The sequence below is a fragment of the Halomonas sp. genome (assembly GCF_031581305.1).
In the GTDB taxonomy this organism is placed as follows: Bacteria; Pseudomonadota; Gammaproteobacteria; order Pseudomonadales; family Halomonadaceae; genus Halomonas.
In genome coordinates, this window is record NZ_JAVLBC010000071.1 from 1 (window position 1) to 14,411 (window position 14,411).

Here is a 14,411-nt window from a genome sequence, read left to right on the forward strand (position 1 = left end):
ACGGCTTACGGCTTACGGCTTACGGCTTACGGCTTACGGCTACTGAAACTCCTCCAGCGTCTCCCGATAGCCGATGAAGTCTTCGCGACGCTGCTCGATGCGGCTGGCGGCGGCGTTGTCGCTCTCGCGCTCGGCTACGTCCTTCGCTACCTCGAGCTGGCGGATGGCGCGGTCGATGCGACCGGTGAGCTGCAGTTGCTCGGCACGGGCCAGGTGGCCCCAAGCCTCGCGGCCGCTGCGGCCGGCGGCCTCGGCGAGCAGGGCGAACGCTTGGGGATCCTCGGGGCGGGTGTCGATCAGGTCGCGCAGTACGCGATACGCCTCGTCGGGATCGCGCTGCAGTAGCGCCTCGCCCAGCAGCCGGCTTGCCGGCGCGTAACCTGGCATCAATCGCAGCTGGCGACGGCTGCGCGCGATGGCCTCGTCGATACGTCCGGCCTCGAAGGCGGCCTGGGCCGCCGAGGCCGGCAGCATCGACAGGTCGGGCTGTGACCGGGCCAGGGCGTCGAGCTCGTCCAGTGCCCGGTCGGTTCGCCCGGCCCGGGCATCGATCAGCGCAGCCAGGTAGCGTCGGGCCGTCTCCGGGGCCTGGTCCTGGGCCAGGCGAGTGCTGGCTTGCTGTGGATCGCGATCGTGGATCGTCAGCAGCGCCCGTGCCCTCACCAGCTGATAGTGGAGGTCCCCGTCACGCGGGGCCGTCACGGCGAACTGGTCGGCGCGGGCCTGGACATCGCTGATGCGCGACTCGGTCACCGGATGGGTGAGCAGGAACTCCGGGGGATTGCCCCCCTGCAGGCTCACCCTGCGCTGCATGGCGTGGAACATCGCCGCCATGGCGCTTGGTTCATAGCCGGCATCAGCCATGGCCTGCAGGCCCACGCGGTCGGCCTCCTGCTCGAAGCGTCGGGAGTAGCTCAGTTGGTCCTGGATGAAGGCCGCCTGCGAGCCCATGGCGGCGGCGATGCCGGCATCGCCGCCGCCACCGGCGGCAATCAGCATGCCGGCGAGCATGGCGGCCATCGCCGGGATCTGGGTCTGCTCGGCGCGGGTCTTGCCGCGGGCATAGTGGCGCTGGGCGAGGTGGCCGAGTTCGTGGGCGATCACCGAGGCCAGCTCGGCCTCGTGTTCGGCGAAGGCGAACAGCCCGGCGTTGACGCCGATTACGCCGCCAGGTACGGCGAAGGCGTTGAGCAGGCGACTCTCCACCAGGGTGACGGCGGTGCGAGCTTCTCCCAGGCCGCTGTGGGGCAGCAGGCGGGCTACCAGCGACTCCACGTAGTCCTGGGTGATGGGATCCTGCCATTCGGGGGCGCGGGCACGGAACTGGCGCAGCCAGGCGCGGCCCAGGCGGAACTCCTCGCCGCTGATCGCCTGGCTGCCTTGGCGGGTCAGGCTGGGCAGCCCGTAGTCGCCCCCGGCCGCGACCGGGGAGCTTCGGGTCAGGCTGGGTGCCTCATAGCGACCGGGGGGCTGGGCCTGGGTAGGCAGGGCAAGCACCAGGCTCAGGGCGCAGGCGGTCAAGCAGGTTCCGGTTCGACGCAGCATGGCTGTCCTCGTCAAGTGAAGCGCCAGTAGTGGCAGGCACCCCGTTGTGACATTGATTCGGCCTGCAAAGTGCCTTTAAATCGCAGGGACTTGCGTGCTGGCCCAGGGTCGTCACGCTCCATCGCATTTTTCCGGGAGACACCATGGCGCTGCAACCCGATAACCTGCTCGATGCCCGCGGTCTTCCCTGCCCCTTGCCGCTGCTCAAGGCCAAGCAGGCGCTGGCGCGCCTTGCGCCCGGCCAGCTGCTGGAGGTAATGGCCACCGATGCGGGCTCCTGGCGCGACTTCGAGACCTTCGTGGCCCAGAGCGTACACGAGATGCCGGACAGGGAAGAACGTGGCGATGTCTACCACTACTGGATCCGCAAGGGTGGGGAGTCGGCTCCATGACCCTGAGGTCGGTCTTCAGAAGCTGGATCGAGCACTACTTCTCGGACGAGGAGGCGGTGATCCTGCTGGTGGTGCTGGTGCTGGGCTTCACCGCGGTGATTCTGTTCGGACGCATGCTGGCACCCTTCCTCATCGCCCTGGTGGTCGCCTTCCTCCTTCAGGGGCCGATGAGCTGGCTGGAGCGACGCAGGATACCGCGTCTTCTGGCAGTGTTCGTGGTGTTCCTCGCCTTCATCGGGGTGTTGCTGGCACTGGCCTTCATCCTCATGCCGCTGATCTGGAACCAGCTGGTGGGGCTGGTCCAGGAGGCGCCGCGCATGTTTGCCAGCGGCCAGCGCTTGCTGGATGACCTACAGACACGCTATCCCAACCTGGTCACCCCCGACCAGATGCAGAACTGGATCGACGTGGCCGGCCGGGAGGTAACGCAGCTCGGCCAGCGCGCCCTGACCCTGTCGCTGGCCTCACTGGGCAACGTCCTGACCCTGATCGTCTACCTGATTCTGGTGCCGATCCTGGTATTCTTCATGCTCAAGGACCGCGATCGCCTGGTGGGCTTCACCACATCGCTGTTGCCTCAGCGGCGCGAGTTGATGACCCGTATCTGGGAGGAAATGGACGACCAGATCGCCAACTATGTGCGCGGCAAGTTCATCGAGATCATCATCGTCGGTTCCGTGGCCTTCTTCACCTTCACCTACTTCGGGCTCCCTTACACGGCACTGCTGTCGGTGGTGGTGGGCCTGTCGGTGCTGGTGCCCTATATCGGGGCGGCGGTGACCACCCTGCCGGTGGCGGCGGTTGCCGGCTTCCACTTCGGTCTGACGGACGAGTTTCTCTATGTGCTGGTCGCCTATGGGGTGCTGCAGGCCCTGGACGGCAACGTCCTGTCGCCGATACTGTTCTCCGAGGCGGTCAATATCCATCCAGTATCGATCATTCTGGCGATCCTCTTCTTCGGCGGGATCTGGGGTTTCTGGGGGGTCTTCTTCGCCATTCCCCTGGCGACCCTGCTCAAGGCACTGGTGTATGCCTGGCCGCGAGGCATCAAGCAGCGCCACTTGCAGGAGTCGGCCGAGACGCCCACCAAGTCGTGAGCGTCCCGGGGCACGGATGCTCGTCCGCGCGGAGGGAGAAAGTGTTTTCAACCGGCGTTCAGGGCCTGGGCAGCCTCCAGTACTTCCTGGGCATGGCCCTTTACCTTGACGCCGCGCCACTCGCGGGCCAGCTTGCCGTCGGTATCGATCAGAAAGGTGCTGCGCTCGATCCCCAGGTGCTCCTTGCCGTAGAGCTTCTTCAGCTTGATGACGTCGAACAGATGGCAGAGCGTCTCATCCTTGTCGGAGATCAGCGCGAAGTTGAAACCCTGTTTGGCCTTGAAGTTCTCCTGGGCACGGATGCCGTCCCGGGAGACGCCGAGGATGATGGTGTTGGCGGCGTCGAAGGCCTCCTTGCGATCGCGGAAGTCGCCGCCCTCGGTGGTGCACCCGGGGGTGCTGGCCTTGGGGTAGAAGTAGACCACCACTTGCTTCCCCTTCAGCTCGGAAAGAGTGACGGTGGTGTCGCCGGTGGCAGTGGCGGTGAAGTCGGGAACGGACTCGCCGGGGCTAATGCTCAAGGTCGTGCTCCTATGATGAATGGAAGGTAGAAGGCCTGATTACACGCAAGCGCTGACGAACTGTAAAGTCGCGGCTGTACAGGCTCCCGAGGCCTGAGTACCATTTGGCCCTTGGCACCGGGCGGGTCCCGGGGCGTTGTCGAGGTCCCCGAGACCGCGAATGCAGGCGAATCGAGAGGAATGGAGAGGATGATCACTGGCAGTATCGTCGCGCTGGCGACGCCGATGAAGATCAATGGCGATATCGATTGGGATGCCCTGCGCCGCCTGGTGCACTTTCATCTCGACAATGGCACTGATGCGATCGTGGCGGCCGGCACCACCGGCGAGCCGACCACCATGTCGTTCGCCGAGCATTTCGATGTCATCCGCACCGTGGTGGAGGAGGTGAACGGGCGCATTCCGGTCATCGCCGGCACCGGCTCCAACAATACCTCCGAAGCGGTGGAGCTGGTCCGCTATGCCAGCGAGGTCGGGGCGGACTGCTGCCTGACGGTGGCGCCCTACTACAACAAGCCTACCCAGGAAGGGCTCTATCGGCACTTCAAGGCCATCGCCGAGAGCAGTGACCTGCCGGTGATCCTCTACAACGTGCCGGGGCGCACCTGCTCGGACATCTACAACGAGACCGTGCTGCGCCTGGCAGAGGTCGACAAGATCATCGGGCTCAAGGATGCCACCGGCAACCTGGAGCGTGCCGAGGACCTGATCGCGCGCCTCAAGGGCAGCGGCTTCATGCTCTACTCCGGGGATGATGCCACCGCCTGTGACTTCATGTTGATGGGCGGCCATGGCGACATCTCGGTGACGGCCAACGTAGCGCCGCGGGCCATGTACGAACTCTGCAGTGCAGCCGTGGCCGGGGATTCCGACAGGGCCCATCAGATCAACACTCGCCTGATGCCGCTGCACACGAACCTGGGTATCGAGTCCAACCCGATTCCGGTCAAGTGGGCCCTGTACCGCATGGGCCACATCGAGCCCGGCATCCGGCTGCCGCTGACCTGGCTCTCCGAGAAGTATCATTCCACCGTCAGCGAGGCTCTACAGCTGGCGGGCCTGATTGACGACTGAGCGGTGCCCGGCACCGGTACCCTGCACAACACTAGGCAAGGTGGACGCATGAACTCTGCGCTGAAATGGATGCCGCTGGTGGCGGTCATCGCCCTGGCCACGGCTGGCTGTGGCCGTGATGGCTTCTATCACGATCGCAACCTTGACTACGGCGAGGCCGAGGAGAGTGCGCCCTTGGTGCTGCCGGATAGCCGCAATGTCGATCGCTATCGGGATGCCATGCCTGTTCCCGAGGTGGGCGGCACGCGGTCTGCCGAGAATGGCGTCGTGGAGGCACCGCTCCCCCAAGCCCTTTCGCCCGGGCGCGCCAGGGAGCGGGGCTATGTCGAGCGTCGTGCGATCGGCGACGAGAACTGGCTGGTGGTGGGAGTCGAACCGGGTGCGGCCTGGACAGAGCTCGAGCGTTTCGCACGCCGTCGTGGTCTGACCGTCACCAACAGTGACTCCCGTCGTGGCATCCTGGAAACCGACCAGGCCACGCTCAGCGTTCGCCCGGCGCTGCGCAGCGGTGACAGCGAGATTCACTGCGAGCAGGGCAGAGCCACCCAGGCGGACTGTCTGACGGCGCTGGAACGGCACTTCGAGGCACGTAGCCTGTCGTCGAGTGCCGCTTCGCTGGCCGCCCAGCGGCCGGCCAGCGAACCGGGCCTGCGCCTCGAGCAGCGGGGTGAGGAGTGGCTTGTACAGATTCCCCTCGACATTAACCGTACCTGGGCCGAGCTCAGTTATCAGCTCGAACAGGTCTTCACCCTGGAGGAGCGGCGCGAGCTGCTCGAGCGCGACCCCCGCGCTCATGACTTCCTGATCAGCTATATGACAGAGTCCGAGCGCAACCGCAATCCGCTGGAGGTGGCCTTCAGTCCCGACGTACGTCAGATGTCCCAGCAGATTCGCCTGGTGCTGGAGACTCGTGGTCCTGAACAGACCCTACTGAGAGCTGTGAATGCCAGCGAGCGGGATTTTCATCCCGAGGACCAGCGCGAGCTGCTCGAGCGAGTGGCGGGCCTGCTGCGCTGATGAGCAAGATAGTGGCGGGTGGGCGCGGGCGCCTCTCCTTCGCCTCCTTGGGCAGCGGCAGCAAGGGCAACGCTACCCTGGTCAGCGACGGTGAGACGCACCTGCTGGTCGATTGCGGCTTTACCCTGCGCGAGACCGAGCGCCGCCTGGCTCGCCTGGGGCTGCATCCTCGTCAGCTCGATGCCCTGCTGGTGACCCACGAGCATGGAGACCATGTGCGGGGCATCGGCCCCCTGGCCCGCCGCCACGGGATGCCGGTCTACCTGACGCCGGGCACCTGGCTCTCGGGACGGCTCGGCGAGCTGCCTCGCCGCTACTGGATCACCCCCCAGGCCCGCTTCTCGGTCAAGGGGGTGACTATCGACCCCGTGACCGTGCCCCACGACGCCCGAGAGCCGGTGCAGTTTCGCATTGCTGCCGGCGAGCAACGCCTTGGCCTGCTCACCGATCTGGGACATCCCAGCGCGCATGTGGTCGAGGCCTTCGCCGGCTGCGACGGCCTGGTGCTGGAGTGCAACCATGATCCGCGTATGCTCGCCGAGGGCCCCTATCCGGCACGCCTGAAGCGTCGGGTCGGGGGCGACTGGGGGCACCTGGCCAATGGCCAGGCGACCTGGCTGCTGCAGCGGCTCGGGCTCGATCGCCTGCAGCGCATCGTCTGCTCCCACCTCTCCGAACACAACAACCGCCCCGAGCTGGCCCTGGAGGCCCTGGTGCCGCTGCTCGACGGCGATGAATCTCGGCTGAGAGTTGCCGCCCAGGACGACGGCCTGACGTGGCAGACCCTCGGCTGAACGACCATTCTGACTCGTATCCGCGCCTCTGGAGGCTCCCATGGAAAAGCGTCAAGAACTCTATGCCGGCAAGGCCAAGTCGGTCCATGCCACCGATGACCCCGATCGCCTGATCCTGACATTCCGCGATGACACCAGCGCCTTCGACGGCGAGCGCATGGAGTCACTGGCCCGCAAGGGCATGGTCAACAACCGCTTCAATGCCTTCATCATGGAGAAGTTGGCCGAGGCGGGTGTGCCGACCCACTTCGAGAAGCGTCTCTCCGACACCGAGAGCCTGGTCAAGAACCTCGAGATGATCCCGGTGGAGTGCGTGGTGCGCAATATCGCCGCCGGCGGCCTGGTCAAGCGCCTCGGTGTGGAGGAGGGGCAAGCGCTTGATCCGCCCACCTTCGAGCTATTTCTCAAGAACGATGCCCTCCATGACCCTATGATCAACGAGTCGCTGGCCGAGACTTTTGGCTGGGCGACTCCCGAACAGCTGGCCGAGATGAAGACGCTCACTTATCGGGTCAACGAGGTGCTCAAGCACCTCTTCGCCGAGGGCGGCCTGCTGTTGGTCGACTACAAGCTGGAGTTCGGCCTGTTCAAGGGTGGGATCGTGCTGGGCGACGAGTTCTCCCCGGACGGCTGTCGCCTTTGGGACGCCAAGACCCGTGAGAAGCTCGACAAGGACCGCTTTCGCCAGGGACTGGGCGGCGTGATTGAAGCCTACGAGGAGGTGGGCAAGCGGATCGGCATCGACTTCTCTTGAAGACGCACTGATTCATTGCTGTGCTCGACGACCCACAGGGAAGTGGGAAGTGCGTTGGCTCGTCGGGAACGAGCCTAGCGATCCTGACCGCCGGCGGCCAGCCTCTCATCGCTCGCGACATGAACCAGCACATCTTCTTGCCATTTGGGTTATTCAGGCGAGCCTGATCGATGCCAAGATGGAAATGATCGATACGGTATTCGATGAGGCCCTCTACGGAGGGCGTCGTCATATTGTGTCCTCGGTCTACATCGCCACGATCTCGACGACCTCCAGGCGCGTCTCGCCCGTGGCGTCGGTGCGGGCGTGGAAGCGCACGTCCACGTCGCGCAGGCGCACGCCGTAACGCCGCTCCTCGGCACCGCAGTGATAGGCCGGGCGGGGATCCTGAGCGAGCACCTGGCAAATCAGCGCGCGCAGGCTGTCGCCGTCGTCCCGGCGCGCCAGCATCGCCTCGGCGGCAGGGGAGAGCGTAACCGCCAGGGTTGGCGGCGCCTCGGGCGCGAAGCCGGCACGGGCGTCAGGGCAGGCTTCTGCCCAGGGCAGATAGGGCTTGATGTCGAGAATTGGGGTGCCGTCAACGAGATCGGCGCCGCGAAGCTGCAGGCATACGCCGCAGGTGGTGTCGATGTCGACCAGTTCCACCAGCGACAGACCCAGGCGGTTGGGCCGATGGGTGCTGCGGCTGGCGAAGACCCCCACCTTGGCATTGCCGCCCAGGCGCGGCGGGCGCACCAGTGGCGTCCAGCGCTCGGGGCTCTGGTGGAAGACGAAGGTCAGCCAGAGGTGGCTGAAGGCGTCGAGGCCTCTCACCGTCAGCGGATCATCGAAGGGCGGCAGCAGCACCAGGCTCGCCCGGGCCGCGCTCGCCAGTCCCGGCTGGCGCGGGATACCGAACTTGTCTGGGTAGTCACCCTCGATGATGCCGATGGGCGTCAGGTGGAAAGCCTTGGGTGGGGCGGGGTGGTCGTTCATGGCATATCCTGACAGTGTCCACCCGCAGGGCTTGGCCCGGCGTCGTGGCTTGGGTAGTCTGCTGGGTCGATTCTCATCATAGGAAGGTCTCATATGCGTCATGCCGATATCGATACCGACGCCGAGCCGGCCGTGCCGTCCAGGCGCTGCCGTGGAGCGAGAATCGTCTATCGCGCGGCCCGATCCCGCGACGCCGCCGATCAGGCCGAGGTCTTCCATCATGCCGTGATGCAGGCGGCAGCGGGGCACTATTCCCTGGCCGAGCGGGAGGCCTGGGCGATGGCCCTGCCGCGGGATGCAAATGCCTGGGCGGCGCGCCAGGCCCTCCACACGACCCTCGTCGCCGACTGCGAGGGTCGTTGTGTAGGGTTCCTGGAGCTGGATATCCTTCGGGGCCGGATCGAGACCCTCTATGTCTGGCCGTCGCTGGGTCGGCGCGGAATCGGCTCGACCCTGCTGGTGCATGCGGAGCGCCTGCTCCTGGAGCAGGGCGTGACCCGGGTCGTCATCGAAGCCAGTGCCATACTAGAGGATGGTCTCGTGCATCGCGGCTGGCAGCGACTGGGTGACGACTGGGTCGAGCGCGGCGGCGAGCAGATCTATCGCCAACGGCTCGAGAAGCGGCTGTTCGCGGTCGAGACCTGAGGGGCCGTTCAGATCTCCTGCTCGACGATACGCATCGACAGGTCGATGGCTCCGACATCCTTGGTCAAGGCGCCGCTGGAGATGCAGTCCACGCCGGTCTCGGCGATGGCGCGCAGGGTTTGCTCATCGACGTTGCCCGAGGCCTCCAGGGTGGCACGCCCGGCGTTGCGGCGCACTGCCTCGCGCATGTCGTCGAGGCTGAAGTTGTCGAGCATGATGATATCGGCTCCGGCGGTGAGTGCCAGGTCCAACTCATCGAAGGTCTCCACTTCCACCTCCACCGGCAGGTCGCGGGCGATGCGCCTTGCCTCGTCGACGGCGACCGCGATGCCGCCGCAGGCCGCGATGTGGTTCTCCTTGATCAGGAAGGCATCGTAAAGGCCGATGCGGTGGTTGTGTCCACCGCCGCAGGTCACTGCGTACTTCTGGGCGAGCCTCAGCCCGGGCAGGGTCTTGCGGGTGTCGAGCATGCGGACCCCGGTTCCCTCGAGCAAGTCCACATAGTGGCGGGTGCGGGTGGCCGTGGCGGAGAGGGTCTGCAACAGGTTGAGCGCGGCACGTTCCCCAGTGAGCAGGCTACGCGCGGGGCCCTCCAGATCGAGGAGCGGCTGGCCGGGCTCGAGACGGTCACCATCGGCGGCCTGCCAGTGCAGGGCGACCCGGGTATCGAGACGGCGGAACAGCTCGTCGACCCAGGCCACGCCGCATAGCACCGCCGTCTCTCGGGTGATCACCCGGGCTCGGGCCATCTGTTTCTCGGGCACCAGTTGGGCGGTGATGTCGCCGGGGCCGACGTCCTCGGCCAGCAGCCGGGCGGCACTGTCACGGATATCTTCGGCAAGGGCGTCCTGGTAATGCATGGCGGGTCCACTCTGTGCGGGGGAGCTTGAGATGATCATTATAGGGAAACCCATGCATCGACGTCAGGGAAATACCATGCGCATCGACGACGGCTGGCTACGAGAAGCCCGGCGGCTTCCCTCACCCAACCAGGACGCACGCCCCGCTGGGGAAGTCTCGCTATTGCTGCTGCACTCGATCAGCCTGCCGCCCGGCGCATTCGGGGGCGAGCATATCGAGCAGCTGTTCACCAACCGGCTCGACCCCCAGGCCCACCCCTTCTTCGCGGCCATTGCCGGCCTGCGCGTCTCAGCCCACCTGCTGATCCGGCGCGACGGCGAGTGCGTGCAGTTCGTGCCCTTTCAGGCTCGGGCCTGGCATGCCGGCCGCTCGAGATGGCGGGATGATGGGCAGGAGCGACGGGCGCTGAATGACTTCGCCCTGGGCATCGAGCTGGAGGGAGACGAGGTCAGCCCCTACACCAGCGCCCAGTACCGGGCTCTCGCGGCTGTCACCCTTGCCCTGCTGGCGGCCTATCCGGATCTCGACGAGACGCGCATCACCAGCCATGCCCGGGTGGCGCCGCTGCGCAAGAGCGACCCCGGGCCCGCCTTCGACTGGGCCTACTTTCGCCAGGAAGTGGAAAGAATACGTTTCTGAAGACACAAAACAAGGCTAAATCGACTAAGCCTGGATGGCACGCTTGCTTCATACGGTAGTTTAATTACAACTATCTGAGACGAGAGGGTTTCGAGGAGCCGTGTGCACCTAATCCCCTGTGTTGCGGTGCAATGTAGCGTATGTGAAAACTGTTTCCATTTTATCTTGAATTGGCAGGGCCCGGCGTTTACGGTATCTTCGCGCCAACGGCAGCGGCACAACACACACCGCCTTGTAAAACAACTACAGGCCTGATGCGTTTGGCCTGCCCCTACGAACATGAGCGCCACTCGCCCCTCTGCGGGGCTGTAGTCCCCATCGTCATTCGGAGAGACATCTATGAGTCTGGAAACAAGAGAGGATCTCGATCCGGTCGAAACCACGGAATGGCTGGATTCCCTGGAGTCGGTCCTGGATCGCGAGGGCGAGGATCGTGCCCGGTATCTGATGACGCGCCTGGCCGACCGGGTGCGTCGCGATGGTATGCAGGTGCCCTTCTCGGTGACCACCCCGCATCGCAACACCATTTCGGTGCATCGCGAGGCGCCGATGCCGGGCGATCTGTTCATGGAGCGTCGCATCCGCTCGCTGATTCGCTACAACGCCATTGCCCAGGTGATCCGCAACAACCGCGCGAACCCGGGGCTGGGTGGTCATATCGCCAGCTTCATGTCGGCGGCGACTCTCTATGACGTGGGCTTCAACCACTTCTTCCGCGCCCCGAACGGCGACTTCGAGGGCGATCTGGTGTACATCCAGGGCCATGTGGCGCCGGGCGTCTATGCGCGTGCCTACCTGGAAGGGCGCCTGACCGAGGACCAGATGGACAAGTATCGCCAGGAGGTGGATGGCGACGGTCTCTCGTCCTACCCGCACCCCTGGCTGATGCCTGATTTCTGGCAGTTCCCCACGGTGTCCATGGGCCTCGGTCCCATCCAGGCCATCTACCAGGCCCACGTGATGAAGTACCTGGATTCCCGTGAGCTCAAGGACATGCACGATCGCAAGATCTGGTGCTTCATGGGCGACGGCGAGTGCGATGAGCCGGAATCCCTGGGGGCCATCCACCTGGCCAGTCGCGAGAAGCTCGACAACCTGATCTTCGTCGTCAACTGCAACCTGCAGCGTCTTGACGGCCCGGTGCGTGGCAACTCGCGGATCATGGACGAGCTCGAGGGCGTGTTCCGCGGCGCCGGCTGGAACGTCCTCAAGGTCGTCTGGGGCCGCCTCTGGGACCCGCTCTTCGAGAAAGACAAGAAGGGCATCCTGCAGAAGCGCATGGACGAGGCGGTTGACGGCGACTACCAGAACTACAAGGCCAACGGCGGTGCCTATACCAAGGAGCATTTCTTCGGCAAGTACCCGGAGACGGCCGAGATGGTCAAGGACATGTCCGACGAGGACGTGTGGAAGCTCAACCGTGGCGGCCATGACCCCTTCAAGGTGTATGCGGCCTACCATGAGGCGACCCAGAACGCCAACGGCCGTCCCACCGTCATCCTGGCGCATACCGTCAAGGGTTACGGCATGGGTGGCGGTGACGGTGAGGCCGCCAACGAGGCTCACCAGGTCAAGACCATGGAGTACGAGGCGCTCAGACGCTTCCGCGATCGCTTCGGCATCCCGCTTTCCGACGAGCAGCTCAAGGAAGTGCCCTACTACAAGCCCGAGGATGGCTCCCCGGAGCTGAAGTACATGCATCTTCAGCGGGAGCGCCTGGGCGGCTACCTGCCGGCTCGCCGTCATGACTTCGAGGCGCTTCCGATTCCGGCGCTCGAGGACAAGACCTTCGCGTCGCAGACCGGCGGCTCCAAGGGGCGCGAGGTCTCCACCACCATGGCCTTCGTGCGCATCCTCAATGGCTTGGTCAAGGACAAGAAGATCGGCGATCGCGTGGTGCCGATCATTCCCGACGAGGCACGGACCTTTGGCATGGAGGGCATGTTCCGCCAGCTCGGCATCTATACCTCCGAGGGGCAGAAGTACGAGCCGGTGGACAAGGGACAGATCATGTTCTACCGCGAGGATCAGAAGGGTCAGATCCTCGAGGAGGGCATCACGGAGGCCGGCGCCATGTCGGCGTGGATCGCCGCCGCGACCTCCTACTCGAACAACGCCACCACGCTGCTGCCGTTCTATGTCTACTACTCGATGTTCGGCTTCCAGCGTATCGGCGACCTGGCCTGGGCGGCCGGGGACATGCAGGCCCGTGGCTTCCTGGTCGGTGGCACGGCCGGGCGCACCACCCTCAACGGCGAGGGTCTGCAACACCAGGATGGCCATAGCCACTTGCAGGCCTCGATGATTCCCAACTGCCGCAGCTACGATCCGACCTATGCCCACGAGGTGGCGGTGATCGTCCAGGACGGCCTGAAGCGCATGTTCACCGACAAGGAGAACTGCTTCTACTACCTGACGGTGATGAACGAGAATTACGAGCATCCGGCCCTCGACGAGGTGCCCGCCGATGACATCATCAAGGGCATGTACCTGCTGCGCGAGACGCAGGGTGACAAGGGCCGCGTGCAGCTGCTGGGCTCCGGCACGATCCTGCGCGAGGTCGAGGCCGCCGCCGAGATGCTCACTGAGGAGTGGGGTGTGGGCGCCGACATCTGGAGCGTGACCAGCTTCAACGAGCTGCGTCGCGAGGCCCTGGAGATCGATCGCCAGGCTTTCATCAATCCCGAGGCCGAGCCGGGCAAGCCCCATGTGACCACCTGTCTGGAAGGTCGCCAGGGGCCGGCGATCGCCTCCACCGACTACATGAAATTGTTCGCCGACCAGGTCCGCGCCTGGGTGCCGACCGACTACCATGTACTGGGGACCGACGGTTTCGGTCGCTCCGATACCCGTGAGAAGCTGCGCGCCTTCTTCGAGGTCGACCGCCGCTACGTGACCGTGGCCGCGCTCAAGGCGCTGGCCGACCGTGGTGAGCTGGATCGCAAGGTGGTCGGCGAAGCGCTCAAGAAATACGACATCGACCCGGCCAAGCCCAACCCGCTTGAGGTGTGAGGCGCCGACCGACTGATCCGGTGGCATGGCGGGCCGGACGGCCCGCCCCCGTCAAGAGTTTGAAGGAGCGCGACCTTGAGTAGCGAAATCATCAAAGTTCCGGACATCGGTGGCGATACCGATGTGGAAATCATCGAGATTGCGGTGGCCGAGGGCGATGTCATCGACCCCGAGGACACCCTGATCACGCTGGAGTCCGACAAGGCCAGCATGGATGTGCCGGCGCCGAAGGGTGGCAAGGTGCTGAAAGTGCTGGTCAAGGAGGGCGACACTGTCTCCGAGGGCGACGACATCGTCGAGATCGAGGCCGAGGGTGGTGGCGAGGCCGAGCAGGCTCCCGAGCCCGAGAAGGCCCCCGAGCCGGAGAAGGCCTCCGAGTCCGCGCCGGAGAAGCCCGCGGCCAAGAGCGGGAGCGGTGGCAAACAGACCGTCGATGTCAAGGTCCCCGACCTCGGCGGCTCCGCCGACGTGGAGATCATCGAGGTGGCGGTGGCTGCCGGCGACCAGGTCGACGCGGAAGACACCCTGATCACGCTGGAGTCCGACAAGGCCTCCATGGACGTGCCGAGCCCCCAGGCCGGCACGCTGGTTACGCTCACCGTCAAGGAGGGCGATACCGTCTCCGAGGGTGACGTCATCGGCACCATGGAAGTCGAGGGCGAGGGCGGCGGCGACGGCGAGCCCGCCGAGTCGGCGCCCACACCGGCGGCCAGTGACGCGCAGGACGAGGCTCCGGCCGAGGCGCAGGGTGCCGCCAGCGGCGAGCCCGAGCGCAAGGAGGTCCGCGTCCCGGACCTCTCCGGCTCCTCCGATGTGCCGGTCATCGAGATCGTCGCCAGCGCTGGCGACGATCTCGATGAAGAAGATCCCCTGATTACCCTGGAGTCCGACAAGGCCTCCATGGACGTGCCCAGCCCCTACAAGGGCAAGCTGGTCGAGCTGACCGTCAAGGAGGGCGATACCGTCTCCGAGGGTGACCTTATCGGCTATGTCGAGGTGGCAGGCAGCAAGCCCGCCGCCCAGCCGGCGGCGAAGCAGCCCGAGCAGAAGGCCGAAACTCAGGCCGAAGAATCCCCCTACACCGG

Annotated in this window: 14 protein-coding genes; 10 read left to right on the plus strand and 4 right to left on the minus strand. The window is 65.3% G+C overall.

Translation table 11 applies throughout. The features are described from left to right. Nucleotides 1–39 precede the first annotated feature (39 nt). Nucleotides 40–1,545, minus strand: a complete 1,506-nt coding sequence (locus RI841_RS07760) for a M48 family metalloprotease (RefSeq protein WP_310705024.1) — start codon at nucleotides 1,543–1,545, stop codon at nucleotides 40–42. Between the two features lie 143 nt (nucleotides 1,546–1,688). Here RI841_RS07760 and RI841_RS07765 point away from each other — a divergent pair, with 143 nt between their 5' ends. Together RI841_RS07765 and RI841_RS07770 are read left to right on the plus strand one after the other, a co-directional pair. After that, nucleotides 1,689–1,937, plus strand: coding sequence for a sulfurtransferase TusA family protein (locus tag RI841_RS07765; protein ID WP_310705025.1), 249 nt, complete (start codon nucleotides 1,689–1,691; stop codon nucleotides 1,935–1,937). Continuing rightward, a complete protein-coding gene (locus RI841_RS07770) occupies nucleotides 1,934–3,034 on the plus strand; it encodes an AI-2E family transporter (RefSeq protein ID WP_310705026.1) in 1,101 nt (366 codons plus the stop codon). The genes RI841_RS07765 and RI841_RS07770 overlap by 4 nt, the downstream gene beginning before the upstream one ends. A gap of 47 nt (nucleotides 3,035–3,081) precedes the next feature. Here the strand turns inward: RI841_RS07770 and RI841_RS07775 are convergent, their stop codons facing one another. Continuing rightward, the gene (locus tag RI841_RS07775) at nucleotides 3,082–3,555 is read right to left on the minus strand and encodes a peroxiredoxin (RefSeq protein WP_310705027.1); all 474 of its coding nucleotides are present in this window, start codon (nucleotides 3,553–3,555) and stop codon (nucleotides 3,082–3,084) included. Nucleotides 3,556–3,744: 189 nt separating this feature from the next. On the opposite strand from RI841_RS07775, the gene dapA reads away from it, so the two are divergent. Genes dapA through purC form a run of 4 tightly spaced genes read left to right on the plus strand, consistent with a single transcriptional unit; the run spans nucleotide 3,745 to nucleotide 7,194 of the window. Continuing rightward, entirely contained in the window at nucleotides 3,745–4,629 is an 885-nt protein-coding gene (gene dapA, locus RI841_RS07780; protein ID WP_310705028.1) for a 4-hydroxy-tetrahydrodipicolinate synthase, read from the plus strand. 48 nt (nucleotides 4,630–4,677) lie between these two features. Then, nucleotides 4,678–5,646, plus strand: a complete 969-nt coding sequence (locus RI841_RS07785; protein WP_310705030.1) for a lipoprotein, NlpB — start codon at nucleotides 4,678–4,680, stop codon at nucleotides 5,644–5,646. Further along, nucleotides 5,646–6,440: an MBL fold metallo-hydrolase gene (locus RI841_RS07790; protein ID WP_310705031.1), complete on the plus strand. Its 795-nt coding sequence runs from the start codon at nucleotides 5,646–5,648 to the stop codon at nucleotides 6,438–6,440. Before RI841_RS07785 ends, RI841_RS07790 begins: the two co-directional genes overlap by 1 nt. A 40-nt stretch (nucleotides 6,441–6,480) precedes the next feature. Then, nucleotides 6,481–7,194, plus strand: a complete 714-nt coding sequence (gene purC / locus RI841_RS07795) for a phosphoribosylaminoimidazolesuccinocarboxamide synthase (RefSeq protein ID WP_310705032.1) — start codon at nucleotides 6,481–6,483, stop codon at nucleotides 7,192–7,194. A gap of 246 nt (nucleotides 7,195–7,440) precedes the next feature. Here purC and tsaA read toward each other — a convergent pair whose 3' ends face one another. Then, nucleotides 7,441–8,169, minus strand: coding sequence for a tRNA (N6-threonylcarbamoyladenosine(37)-N6)-methyltransferase TrmO (tsaA, locus tag RI841_RS07800; RefSeq protein ID WP_310705033.1), 729 nt, complete (start codon nucleotides 8,167–8,169; stop codon nucleotides 7,441–7,443). 93 nt (nucleotides 8,170–8,262) lie between these two features. Here tsaA and RI841_RS07805 point away from each other — a divergent pair, with 93 nt between their 5' ends. Continuing rightward, on the plus strand, nucleotides 8,263–8,814 hold the full coding sequence (locus RI841_RS07805) for a GNAT family N-acetyltransferase (RefSeq protein WP_310705034.1): 552 nt from the start codon (nucleotides 8,263–8,265) through the stop codon (nucleotides 8,812–8,814). A gap of 8 nt (nucleotides 8,815–8,822) precedes the next feature. Here the strand turns inward: RI841_RS07805 and nadC are convergent, their stop codons facing one another. Next, nucleotides 8,823–9,674 carry a carboxylating nicotinate-nucleotide diphosphorylase gene (gene nadC / locus RI841_RS07810; protein WP_310705035.1) on the minus strand — a complete coding sequence of 284 codons (852 nt, stop codon included), beginning with the start codon at nucleotides 9,672–9,674 and terminating at the stop codon, nucleotides 8,823–8,825. Between the two features lie 76 nt (nucleotides 9,675–9,750). Between nadC and ampD the strand changes: the two genes are divergently transcribed. The 3 genes from ampD to RI841_RS07825 form a co-directional block, all read left to right on the plus strand. After that, nucleotides 9,751–10,314 carry a 1,6-anhydro-N-acetylmuramyl-L-alanine amidase AmpD gene (ampD, locus tag RI841_RS07815; RefSeq protein WP_310705036.1) on the plus strand — a complete coding sequence of 188 codons (564 nt, stop codon included), beginning with the start codon at nucleotides 9,751–9,753 and terminating at the stop codon, nucleotides 10,312–10,314. Nucleotides 10,315–10,653: 339 nt separating this feature from the next. Further along, entirely contained in the window at nucleotides 10,654–13,326 is a 2,673-nt protein-coding gene (gene aceE, locus RI841_RS07820; protein WP_310705037.1) for a pyruvate dehydrogenase (acetyl-transferring), homodimeric type, read from the plus strand. A 75-nt stretch (nucleotides 13,327–13,401) separates the two neighbouring features. Then, on the plus strand, nucleotides 13,402–14,411 hold a 1,010-nt coding region (locus RI841_RS07825; RefSeq protein ID WP_310705038.1), incomplete at its 3' end, for a biotin/lipoyl-containing protein.